Annotated in this window: 10 protein-coding genes; 6 read left to right on the plus strand and 4 right to left on the minus strand. The window is 63.8% G+C overall.

Going from position 1 to position 11,859, the window contains the following annotated elements; genetic code table 11:
• Positions 1-53 precede the first annotated feature (53 nt).
• Positions 54-1,100 (plus strand): uroporphyrinogen decarboxylase, encoded by a 1,047-nt coding sequence (gene hemE, locus AB8A27_RS20310; protein ID WP_441243475.1) that lies wholly within the window; start codon positions 54-56, stop codon positions 1,098-1,100.
• Between the two features lie 829 nt (positions 1,101-1,929).
• On the opposite strand, the gene AB8A27_RS20315 is transcribed toward hemE, so the two are convergent.
• From AB8A27_RS20315 to AB8A27_RS20325, 3 genes are all read right to left on the minus strand, one after another.
• Positions 1,930-2,649 carry a ribonuclease activity regulator RraA gene (locus tag AB8A27_RS20315; protein ID WP_441243476.1) on the minus strand — a complete coding sequence of 240 codons (720 nt, stop codon included), beginning with the start codon at positions 2,647-2,649 and terminating at the stop codon, positions 1,930-1,932.
• Positions 2,650-2,661: 12 nt separating this feature from the next.
• The gene (gene araD, locus AB8A27_RS20320) at positions 2,662-4,401 is read right to left on the minus strand and encodes an L-arabinonate dehydratase (RefSeq protein WP_441243477.1); all 1,740 of its coding nucleotides are present in this window, start codon (positions 4,399-4,401) and stop codon (positions 2,662-2,664) included.
• 82 nt (positions 4,402-4,483) lie between these two features.
• Complete coding sequence (locus AB8A27_RS20325; protein WP_441243478.1) at positions 4,484-4,969, minus strand: MarR family winged helix-turn-helix transcriptional regulator; 486 nt, start codon at positions 4,967-4,969, stop codon at positions 4,484-4,486.
• A 91-nt stretch (positions 4,970-5,060) separates the two neighbouring features.
• Here AB8A27_RS20325 and AB8A27_RS20330 point away from each other — a divergent pair, with 91 nt between their 5' ends.
• The 5 genes from AB8A27_RS20330 (at position 5,061) to AB8A27_RS20350 (ending at position 10,783) form a co-directional block, all read left to right on the plus strand.
• Positions 5,061-5,846, plus strand: coding sequence for an SDR family NAD(P)-dependent oxidoreductase (locus AB8A27_RS20330; protein ID WP_441243479.1), 786 nt, complete (start codon positions 5,061-5,063; stop codon positions 5,844-5,846).
• A gap of 335 nt (positions 5,847-6,181) precedes the next feature.
• Positions 6,182-7,381, plus strand: a complete 1,200-nt coding sequence (locus tag AB8A27_RS20335; protein WP_441243480.1) for an ABC transporter substrate-binding protein — start codon at positions 6,182-6,184, stop codon at positions 7,379-7,381.
• 21 nt (positions 7,382-7,402) lie between these two features.
• On the plus strand, positions 7,403-8,260 hold the full coding sequence (locus AB8A27_RS20340; protein ID WP_092145625.1) for a branched-chain amino acid ABC transporter permease: 858 nt from the start codon (positions 7,403-7,405) through the stop codon (positions 8,258-8,260).
• Positions 8,260-10,059 carry a branched-chain amino acid ABC transporter ATP-binding protein/permease gene (locus AB8A27_RS20345; protein WP_441243481.1) on the plus strand — a complete coding sequence of 600 codons (1,800 nt, stop codon included), beginning with the start codon at positions 8,260-8,262 and terminating at the stop codon, positions 10,057-10,059. Before AB8A27_RS20340 ends, AB8A27_RS20345 begins: the two co-directional genes overlap by 1 nt.
• On the plus strand, positions 10,040-10,783 hold the full coding sequence (locus AB8A27_RS20350; RefSeq protein ID WP_441243482.1) for an ABC transporter ATP-binding protein: 744 nt from the start codon (positions 10,040-10,042) through the stop codon (positions 10,781-10,783). The genes AB8A27_RS20345 and AB8A27_RS20350 overlap by 20 nt, the downstream gene beginning before the upstream one ends.
• 199 nt (positions 10,784-10,982) lie before the next feature.
• Here the strand turns inward: AB8A27_RS20350 and AB8A27_RS20355 are convergent, their stop codons facing one another.
• Positions 10,983-11,756, minus strand: coding sequence for a cyclase family protein (locus AB8A27_RS20355; RefSeq protein ID WP_441243483.1), 774 nt, complete (start codon positions 11,754-11,756; stop codon positions 10,983-10,985).
• Positions 11,757-11,859: the final 103 nt, after the last annotated feature.

Raw genomic sequence — 11,859 nt, forward strand, 5'->3', positions numbered from 1 at the left:
ATCAGAAACGGCAAAATCGCGCCTTCTGGCGCCATATTCCGGAACCCGAGCCTTTGACCCAGTCTCTGCCCCGTAAACCGTTTCTCGATGTCCTTGCCGGCCAGCGCCAGGCGGTGCCGCCGCTCTGGATGATGCGACAGGCCGGACGTTATCTGCCTGAATATCGCGAGGTCCGCGCGCAGGCCGGCGGTTTCCTCGATCTGTGTTTCAATCCGGATTTCGCCACCGAAGTGACGCTGCAGCCGATCCGGCGCTTCGGCTTCGATGCCGCGATCATCTTCTCGGACATTCTGGTGATCCCCTATGCGCTCGGCCGTTCGGTGCGCTTCGAGGCCGGCGAAGGCCCGCGGCTCGATCCGCTGGATACGCCTGCTGATGTCGCGACGCTCGCGCCCGAAGCGGATTTCACCAAGCTCGAACCGGTGTTCGAAGCGCTGCGCCGCGTGCGCGCCGAGCTCGCTCCAAACATCACGCTGATCGGCTTCTGCGGCGCGCCATGGACCGTTGCCACTTACATGGTCGCCGGCAAGGGCACGCCGGATCAGGCGCCGGCGCGGATGATGGCGTATCGGCACCCGGAAGCCTTCGCAAAAATCATCGACACCATCGTCGAAAATTCGATCACCTATCTGCTCCATCAGCTTGAGGCCGGAGCCGATGTGCTGCAGATCTTCGACACCTGGGCCGGCATCCTGCCTGCGGCGGAATTCCAGCGCTGGTCGGTGGAGCCGACCAGGCGCATCATCGCCGGCGTGCGCGCCAAGGTGCCGGATGCGAAGATCATCGGCTTCCCGCGCGGCGCCGGCGCGCTGTTGCCGAGCTATGTCGGCGCAACGGGTGTCGATGCCGTGAGCATCGACTGGGCCGCCGAGCCGTCCTTCGTGCGCGAGCGCGTGCAGAGCCACGTCGCCGTCCAGGGCAATCTCGATCCGCTGGTGCTGATCGCCGGCGGCGCCGCGCTCGATCGCGCCGTCGATGACGTGCTGGCGAATTATGCCAGCGGACGCTTCATCTTCAATCTCGGCCACGGCATCCAGCCGGAAACGCCGATCACCCATGTGGAGCGGATGGTGCAGCGGGTGCGGGATTATCGCGGATGACACTCCGCACAGATCCGCGGATGTGAATTTCAAACAGCCACTGCTCGTCAGACATGCGTCATCACCCCTGTTGTTTGCGGCGCGGGGGCGCCGTCGTGTTTCGCATTCCCGTCCCCTTACGAGAGGGCGTGCGGAACGCCAGGTGCCCGTTGCACCCTTGGGCCTGATGCGAATGCGGTCTTCCGCAATTTGGAGTGCATCAGGACTTTCGGAAACACGAGCAAGTGCCCGACGTTCCGCCTGCGGTGTTTTTTCGACTTGCTTGCACATCTGCCTTGGCGAACGGCCCCATCACCAAAATTAGTGTCCCAGGGCGGAGGGACAGGGTAGCCTCAAGCACTTAGGCCGGACGCATTTCGATTTGGTCGTCCGTCACACTGTCCAGGGATCTTTCCATCTCAAGGTCGGTCGTCTCCTTGCCAGTGGCAGTGCTGGCGCAGATCCGTCCTGCCCGAAGACAGACGTCACTCATGAACCGCGTAACGCCGCATCTCCGGCGTCCACCGCACCCTGCCCCGCGAACGTGACGATCGCGATCGCCCCTCTCGGTGGGGCAGGACGATGGGGAATATAAACCTTATGGGATACTGTCAATGGAGAATAGGAAAAAATGTTTGAGGCATTCTCAACTGTCGTCCCCGCGCAGGCGGGGACCCATAACCTCCGCGCGGGAAGTTGAGACAGCGGCGTCGCGACTACAACGCTTCCGCTATCTCCCGGGTGTGTATGGATCCCCGCCTACGCGGGGATGACAACGGAGAGGTCATCGCGCCCTCACCCTCAGATGCGCCCATTGATGCGCCAGGAAATGACGGTCGAGGTCCTCGCCCTACCGCCCCTTCTCCTTCCGCCACGCTGCGAAATCCACCAGCGTCTGCTCATCGGTCGCCGGATAGAGACCGAAGATGCCCCGGCCCTTCTGCACCTGCTCGGTGACGAAATCCTCGAAGGCGGTCATCTCGAAGGCTTCGTTGGCGATCTCGTCGGCGAGATGCGCAGGGATCACGATGACGCCGTCGCTATCGCCGAGGATCACATCGCCGGGAAATACCGGCGCATCGCCGCAGCCGATCGGCCCGTTGATCTCGATGGCCTGATGCAGTGTGAGGTTGGTCGGCGCACTCGGCCGATGGTGGTAGGCGGGGAAGCCGAGCTTCGCGATCTCCTGGGAATCGCGGAAGCCGCCATCGGTGACGACGCCGGCGACACCGCGCTGCATCAGCCGCGTCACGAGGATGGCGCCCGCGGAGGCCGCACGCGCATCCTTGCGGCTATCCATCACCAGCACGGCACCGGGCGGGCAATCCTCCACTGCCTTGCGCTGGGGATGCGAGCGATCGCGGAATACGTCGAGCTTGTTGAGATCTTCGCGCGCCGGCATGTAGCGCAGCGTGAAGGCCTCGCCCACCAGCGTCGGCTGATCCGGCCCGAGCGGATGCACATCCTGGATGCACTGGGTGCGGAAGCCGCGCTTGTAGAGCGCGGTAGCCACGGTGGCGGTGGAGATGGTCTTGAGTTTGGCGCGGGTCGCGTCGCTGAGTTTGGTCATGGGATCACTCACTCAATAAATCACGGGTTCTTTGACCGGCGCACCGAAGTCGGTGCGCAGGAAGTCGAAGTCGCAGCCTTCATTGGCCTGCTGGATATGTTTGGTGAACATCCAGCCATAGCCGCGCTCGTAATTGCGCTCGGGCGCTTTCCACGCCGCGCGGCGCTTTTCCATTTCGGCATCGGAGATGTCGAGATTGATCGTCCGCGCATCGACATCGAGGGTGATCATGTCGCCGTTCTGCACCAGCGCCAGCGGACCGCCGATATAGGCCTCCGGCGCCACATGCAGGATGCAGGCGCCATAGCTGGTGCCGCTCATGCGTGCATCCGACAGGCGAACCATGTCGCGCACGCCCTGCTTCACCAGTTTCTTCGGAATCGGCAGCATGCCCCATTCCGGCATGCCCGGCCCGCCCTGCGGACCCGCATTGCGCAGGATCAGCACGTGATCGGCCGTGACATCGAGGCTCTCGTCATCGATGGCCTTTTTCATGCTGGGATAGTCGTCGAACACCAGTGCCGGGCCGGTATGCTTGAGGAAGCGCGGCTCGCAGGCACTGGGCTTGATGACGCAGCCATCGGGCGCGAGGTTGCCCTTGAGCACGGCCAGCGCGCCCTCCGCATAGATCGGGTCCTTCACCGTGCGGATGACGTCGTCGTTATAGACTTCGGCACCGGCGATATTCTCGCCGAGCGTCTTGCCGGTGACGGTCATGACGTCGAGATGCAGGTGTTCCTTGATGCGGCTCATCAGCGCCGGCAGGCCGCCGGCATAGAAGAAGTCTTCCATCAGATAGGTGTCGCCCGACGGCCGCACATTGGCGATGACAGGCACCTTGCGGCTGGCGATCTCGAAATCGTCGAGACCGATGTCCTGACCGGCGCGGCGCGCCTGCGCGATCAGATGGATGATCGCATTGGTGGAGCAGCCCATGGCCATCGCCACCGTGATGGCGTTCTCGAACGACTTGCGCGTCTGGATCTTCTGCGGCGTGAGATCTTCCCACACCATCTCGACGATGCGACGGCCGCATTCACTGGCCATGCGGATGTGGCCGGCATCGGCCGCGGGGATCGACGACGCGCCGGGCAGCGTCATGCCGATCGATTCCGCGATCGCCGTCATGGTCGATGCGGTGCCCATGGTCATGCAGGTGCCGTAGCTGCGCGCAATGCCGCCCTCGACCTCGACCCATTCCTTGTCGGAGATCTTGCCGGCGCGGCGCTCGTCCCAGTATTTCCAAGCGTCGGAGCCGGAGCCGAGCGTCTTGCCCTTCCAGTTGCCGCGCAACATCGGGCCAGCCGGCAGATAGATCGCGGGATAGCCGGCACTGGTGGCGCCGAGCAGAAGCCCCGGCGTGGTCTTGTCGCAGCCGCCCATCAGCACCACGCCATCGACGGGATGGCCGCGCAGCAATTCCTCGGCGTCCATGGCGAGCATGTTGCGATAGAGCATCGTGGTCGGCTTCAGGAAGCTCTCCGACAGCGACAGCGCCGGCAGTTCCATCGGGAAACCGCCAGCCATCAGGATTCCACGCTTCACGTCATCGACGCGGGTCTTGAAATGCATGTGGCACGGCTGCGCTTCCGACCAGGTGTTGAGAATCGCGATGACGGGGCGCCCCTGCCACTCGACCGGCGCATAGCCCTGCTGCATGGCGCGCGAGCGATGGCCGAAGGCACGCAGGTCGTCCGGCGCGAACCAGCGTGCGCTGCGGAGTTGATCGGGGGTCTTCTTGTGGCCCGGCATAATTCCATCCCTGTTTCTTTTTGCTTTGGCACGGCACGAACCGGTCAGTCCAACCAGATGCACCGGAATCGACTGTAGCGGTTCAAGACCGCCGGGCCAATGTCCGGTCCCGCGTCTCCACCTCTGCCAGTCGATGCGCTTCCAGTGCCTCGGCATAGAGCGCCAGACCTTCAGCCACCTTCTGACGCTGGGCCGGGGCCAGTTGCTGCAAGGCATTGGTGACCTGCCGCTGCCCATAGGCCTCGATCGCCTCGCGGGTGCGCCGCCCCTTGGCGGTGAGTAACAGCCGCTTGACGCGGCCATCGCCGGCACTGGCGGCTTCCTTCAGCTCGCCGGCATCGATCAGCTTGCGGATCATCCTGCTGACGCTGGATTTCTCCAGCCCGAGAAACGCCGATAATTCGACCGCGGTCATCGCCTCGCGCGCGCCGATCTCCAGCAGCGTATGCACCGCCGATGGCGGATAGTCGGTCGCTGCAACCGTTGCCTGCATGAAGCCGAGTTCGCGCACCATCAGACGCGACGCGGCGCGGATGTGATCGATCAAATCAGCGTCAATATCGGACAATCGCAGGCTCCTTGACGATAGTTGCATGATACAACTATATTGCTGGCGACGAATAATGACCGTGTTAGCACGGTCCGTGCAAGGAATGACCATGACAACCAGCGCTGCCCAGTTCCGCCCCCGCGACCGCATGGCCGGACGCATCTGCCTCGTGACCGGCGGCGGCACTGGCATCGGCCGGGCGGCAGCGCTGCTGATGGCGCAGGAAGGCGCAGCTGCGGTGGTGATCGCAGGCCGCCGCGAGGCCGAGGGACAGGCCGCCGCCGAAGACTGCGGCCGGTTCGGCGCCAAGACGCTGTTCGTCCGCACCGATGTAACCGAGGAGGCCGAGGTCGCCAGTCTGGTGCAGGCCGTGATGTCCCGTTTCGGGCGGCTCGATGTGGCCTTCAACAATGCCGGTTATCAGGAACGGCGCGCGCCGGTCGAGCAGCAGACCAGCGCGGTCTATGACACCGTGTTCGATGCCAATGTCCGCTCGGTGTTTCTTGGCCTGAAGCATCAGATCCAGGCGATGGAGCTGAATGGCGGCGGCCGCATCGTCATCAATGCGTCGGTGAGCGGCATCCGCAATCCCAATCCCGGCCTCGCGCTCTATTCCGCATCGAAAGCGGCGGTGATCTCGTTGATGCGTTCGGCGGCGATGGAATGCGGGCCGCGCGGCATCCGCATCAATGCGGTGGCGCCGGGCCGCGTCGTCACCGACATGATGCTGGCCTCGGGGATCGCCGACATGTCGGCCGTCGCAGCCGGCCTGCCGATCCGCCGCATGGGACAGCCGCATGAAGTCGCAGAAGCCGTGGTGTGGCTCGCCTCCGACGATGCCGGCTATATCGTCGGTCATGTGTTATCGGCAGATGGCGGCTTCAGCGCGACCTGACGACATTCGCGCATCATTGCGTTGCAGCAGACGAGCGGGACTGCAGAGCAGCACCGTGTGACGTGCAACGGCCAAGCCCTTGGCAACGTCCCTGCCATCGTCAAAGATCACAAGCCGATTGCCAAAGCCACCGCGACAGGTCAGCCTGAGGCGATGGAGATGGATCTGCGCGTCGCATGCTGCCACCGCGCGACGTCGGCGCATGTCATGACGATCCGGAGTATCTGACCGACCAACGACATCACACACATCATCCGGCAGTGACCGGGCGGACGAAACGGATGCCTGCATCAATGACAGGCACCGCAAAGGGAAAACACAGGGAGGAAGTCAAGATGAGCATTTCTCGTCGTGGTATTCTATTGGGCGGCGCCGGCGCACTCGGCGCAGCCACCTTTCCACTCGCACGTCCCGCCATTGCGCAATCGTCCGAACCGATCAAGATCGGCTGGCTCGCGGCCATGACCGGACCGAGTTCGGCGCCGACCGTCGGCTTCAACCGCGGCGTCACATTTGCCACGGAAGCCATCAATGCCGCCGGCGGCGTCAAGGGCCGCAAGATCGAGATCATCACCCGTGACACGCAGGGCGATCCCACCAAGGCGGTTAACGCCACGCAGGAGCTGATCAGCCAGGCCAAGGTCCATGCGATCTGGGGGCCGGTGAACTCCGGCGAAGCACTCGCCACAACGCCGCTGATGGCACGCGCCAAGATGCCCGACCTGCACCCTTGCGTCGTCGATACGCTGATCGACCCCGCGAAATTCCCCGCCGCGTTCCGTATCGCGCCGTCCAACGGCCAGTGGGACGACGCCGTGCGTAACTACTGTCTCAAGGTCTTGAAAGTCAGCAAGATCGCTGTGATCGGCGACACCACCGGCTACGGCGTCACTGCGGTGAAGGCCTCGGTCGAGGCCTTCAAGAAAGACGGCGCGGATGTCGTCTATCAGGCCAATATCGACGCGACGCAGCCCGACATGACGCCGGACATGCTGCGCGCCAAGAGTGCCGCGGCGCAGGTCATCGTGGTGTGGAGCGTCTCCACCGGCATGGAAGCGCGCATGTTCAACACCCGGGCGTCGATGGGTTGGGATGTTGCCTTTGTCGGCCATCCGTCGCTGGCATCCGGCGAACTCGCCAGCCTGATCGAGAAGCCGGCCAACTGGGAGAAGGTCTACGCCATCGGCTACAAGAGCTGCAGCTACGATTCAGCCGGCAAGCTGCCTGCCAAGAGCCAGAATCTCGTCGAGCGCCTGAACAAGGCCAAGGTGCCGCTCAACGACACGCTGCTGTGGTGGATTGCTGGCGGTATCGACGCCGTCGAACTAATTGCCAAGGCTGTCGAGGCCAGCGGATCGACCGACAGCGAGGGCATCGTCAAATACTGGAACTCGCTGTCGAAATATCCCGGCTATTTCGGCAACTACTCGTTCTCACCCACCCAGCATAACGGCTATCCGACCGACGAGATCGTCATGTCGGAAGCGCGGTCCGCCAAGAACGGCACCTTCGCCCTCGCCCCCGGCTACTCATAGGCCGGCGCGAGGACGACCAACATGCTCGGCTCGATCATAGCTTCAGGCCTCGCGGCGGGCGCGATCTATGCGCTCGTCGGCATCACCTACAATACGATGTTCTCGACCTCGCGGGTGATGAGCTTCACCGCCGGGCAGCTCGCCATGCTCGGCGGGGTGTTCGGCTCGCTGTTCATGCTGAAAATGGGGATGCCGACCTTGGTCGGCTTCGCCCTCACCCTGGTCGCCTGCGCGATCATCGGCGTCATCACCGAATTCGTCGCGGTGCGTCCGGTGCTCAAAAGCCTCGAGCAGCATCTCTATGTGCTGTCGACGCTCGCACTCGCACTGATGATCCAGCAGGTCACCGCGATCAAGTGGGGCACCGAGCCGCAGCCCTTCCCGCGCATCGTCGGTCTCGGCACCGGCGTGTGGGACGAGAAATTCTGGCTCCCTGTCGTGGCCTGCGGCCTCACCATTCTCGGACTCGAATATCTCTATCGCCGCACACTCGTCGGCCATGCCTTCATGGCGATCGCCGAAGACAATTTCGCGGCGCGTGCGCTTGGCCTGCCTGAACGCAACCTGCGTGTCGCGAGCTATGCGCTGGCCGGCGTGATCGGCGGCGTGGCGGGCTTCGCCGGCGGTGAATTGATGCTGGCCTTCTTCGCCAATGGCGCGCTGCTGAATTTCTACGGCTTCGTGCCGGTGGCGCTCGGCGGCCTCGGCAACAATCGTGGCGCGCTGATCGGCGGCCTCGCACTCGGCCTGTTCCAGCAGGCGGCGAATTTCCTGGTCGGCGGCATCTTCTCGTCGGTCGCGGTGTTCGCGATCTTCATCATCGTCTTGCTGGCAGCGCCCTCGGGCCTGTTCGGCTCCGCAACGGCGCGGAGGGTGTGATGACGGCGATCACCGATATGTCGACATCGCGCGAGACGACGACAAAACATTCCGTGCTGCCGGCACTGCTGCCGTTCCTCGGCGTCTTCGCGCTGGCGATGATCCTGCCCTTCGTCAGCAACGACTACTGGGCGCTGATCGGCACCCGTGCGGCAATCTACTGGGTGCTGGTGGCAGGCCTCAATCTCGTCGTCGGCTTCGCCGGCCATCTCGCCATCGGCTATGTGGCGCTGCTGACGTTAGGTGCCTACACGACCAGCGTGCTTGCCGCCGGCAATGTGCTGCCGCCGGTGCCGATCTATGGCGCGCTGATCATCGCAAGCTGCGTCGGCGCTGTGTTCGGCGTGATCGTCGGCCTACCGGCGATGCGGCTGCGCACCTTCTATTTCGCCATGACCACGCTCGGCTTCGCCACCATCGTGACGCAGATCGCGCTGGCCTGGCAGAGCGTCACCGGCGGCGGCATCGGCATCGTCGGCCCGGAATTCTCGGCACCGTTCAACACGCCATGGGGTTTCTATTATCTGTGCATCGGCTTTGCGGCAGTGGCGACCTGGCTCAGCGCCAATATCGCCTATAGCCGGTTCGGCCGCGCCCTGATCGCGATCCGCGATGCCGATGTGGCGGCGGAAGCCACCGGCATTTCCAAACCGAAACTGCTGGTATCGATCTTCCTGCTCGCCGGCGCCATGGCGGCCTTTGCCGGCGGGCTGTTCGCCAGCCTGCAGACCTATATCACGCCGGACGCTTTCACTTTCGATCTCTCGGTTTTGTTCTTCATCGCCATCCTGATCGGCGGTCGCGGCTCCATTCTCGGCCCGATGCTCGGCACGATCATCCTCACCATCCTGCCGGAAATCGCCGCACCGCTCGCCGCATGGTCGACCTTCCTCTATGCGGTGCTGCTGCTGCTCATCGTGCTGGTGATGCCCGGCGGCATTGCGGCGCTGCTAGACTTCAAGAGCAGACGTCCGCTCGCCAGCAACCGCGCCATCGTGCCGCGTATCGCCGGACTCTCCGAGGTGCTGCGCAAGACGGCCACGACCAAGACGCTGGCCCTGCGTGAGGTCGTGCTCACCTTTGGCAATGTCCGCGCCATCGACGGGCTCGATCTCGATGTGAAGCCCGGCCAGATCCATGGCCTGATCGGGCCCAACGGCTCCGGCAAGACCACGACGCTCAACGTGATCTCCGGCTACTACGCCGCCAAGGGCGGGACGATCACCCTCGGCGACGACGCGCTGCCGCCGGGCATACCGGAACTGCGCGCCGGCAAGGGTATCGCCCGCACCTTCCAGACGCCGCGCGTGATCGGCGAGGCTTCGGTGCTTGAGAATGTTATGGTCGGCGGCACCATCGAGGGCGAGGCGACATTCGCCGAGGCGCTGCTGTCGCTGCCACGGCATCATCGCGACGAGCGCAAGCTCACGGCACAGGCGCGGGCGATGCTCGGCGTTGTCGGGCTGGAGGCGCTGGCGGATGTTCGCGCCGACCGCCTGCAGCACAGCGAGTTGCGCTTTATCGAGATCGCCCGCGCCTTGATGCTGCAGCCGGACTTCCTGCTGCTGGACGAACCTGCCGCAGGCCTCTCCAGCGACGAGATCACAAGGCTCGGCGCGCTGATCAAGGCGATCAGCCGCCGCGGCACCGGCGTGCTGCTGGTCGAACATCACGCCGACCTGATCTTCGACATCTGCGATCAGGTCACGGTGCTCAATCTCGGCAAGATCCTCGCCGCCGGCACGCCGGCCGAAGTCCGCGTTCACAAGGAGGTCGTCAGTGCTTACCTCGGAGGCTGAACCGCTGCTGAAAGTCACCGCGCTGGAATCCGGCTACGGCAAGATCCGCGTGCTGCATGGCATCGACCTGCATATCGCTGCCGGCGAAGTGGTGACATTGCTCGGCCCCAATGGCGCCGGCAAGTCGACGTTATTGCGCGCGATCTCCGGCCTGCTGCCGGTCAATGCCGCCAGCGTGCGCTTCGACACCCGCGATATCAGCAACGGCACGCCGCGCGAAGCGGCCCGCGCCGGCCTTGTGCATGTAATCGAAGGCCACCGCGTGTTCACGCAGCAGACCGTAACGGAAAACCTGCTGCTCGCCGCCTACGACCTGCCGCGCGGCGAGCGCAACGCGCGCGTTGATGAGGCGCTGTCGTTCTTTCCGGAGATCGCCGAGAAACGCCATGAGCGCGGAGCGTCATTGTCAGGCGGACAGCAGCAGATGCTGGTGGTGGCACAGGGCCTCGTGCGGCGCCCACGCCTCTTGATGCTGGACGAGCCGTCTGCGGGTCTGTCGCCCGTACTGGTCGACCGCGTGCTGACGGTGATCGCGCAGTTGCAGAGGCAAGGCACTGCCGTGCTGCTGGTGGAGCAACTGGTGGAGAAAGCACTGGCTGCTGCCAACCGCGTCTATGCCCTGTCGCAGGGGCGTATCGTGCTGGAAGCGGCGACAACCGAAGCGAACCTGCCGCAGCGGCTGGAGCGGGCTTATTTCGGACACGAGGAAGCGGCGGCGGTGTAGGGCGGCGCGGCTCGTCATTCCGGGATGCACGTAAGACTGCGAAGCAGGCTGGAGTGCAGACCCGGAATCTCGATGTGTTCAACGCTGAACATTTCGGGATTCCGGGTTCGCGTGCGCCAAGAGGCGCCCACGCCCCGGAATGACAGCGTGGGGCGGCGTTCGCTCGCGAAGAGCGAGCGCCCCGGAATGACGACTTGGTTCAATCGATAATCGCCACCGCCCTTGTCCACCCTGCCGATGCCTTCTCGATCTTCACCGGGAAGCACGACACCATGAAGCCGGTGGACGGCAATTGCTCGAGATTGTGCAGCTTCTCGATATGGCAATAGCCGATATGGCGGCCGGCCTTGTGGCCTTCCCAGATCAGGCTGGCATCCTTCGTTTCGGCATATTTCTTCGCGGTGTAGACGAACGGCGCGTCCCAGCTCCAGCCGTCGATGCCAGTGAGGCGCACGCCGCGTTCCAGGAGATACATGGTGGCCTCATAGCCCATGCCGCAGCCGGAGGTGACGTAGTCCTGCTGACCGTATTTGACGCCGGCGGAGGTGTTGACGACGACGATCTCCAGCGGGCTCAGCGTATGGCCGATACGCTTGAGTTCGTCTTCAACATCCTTGGCTGTCGCAACATAACCGTCGGGCAAATGCCGGAAGTCGAGCTTCACGCCCGGCTGGAAACACCATTCCAGCGGCACTTCGTCGATGGTCCATGAGCGCTCGCCGCGATTCATGGTGGGATGGAAGTGATAGGGCGCATCGAGGTGCGTGCCGTTATGGGTCGAGAGCTGCACCAGCTCCACCGCCCAGCCCTCGCCGTCCGGCAGGTCTTCCTTTTTCAGCCCGTCGAAGAACTGCAGCATCCGCGGCAGGCCCTGCTGGTGATCGACATAGTTGATGGTGGGATGATTGCCCGGCGGATCCGCGGGGACGTCGTTCTGCAGGGGAACGGAGATATCGATGAGGCGACGGGACATCGGGTTTCCTTATGTTGTTTCTTGGATGTTATTGTTTTGCGCCGTCATGCCCGGCGAATGCCGGGTATCCACGTCTTCTGCACTTCATCTTCAAGACGTGGAT

It is taken from the genome of Tardiphaga sp. 768_D3_N2_1 (assembly GCF_052076105.1).
GTDB lineage: Bacteria > Pseudomonadota > Alphaproteobacteria > Rhizobiales > Xanthobacteraceae > Tardiphaga.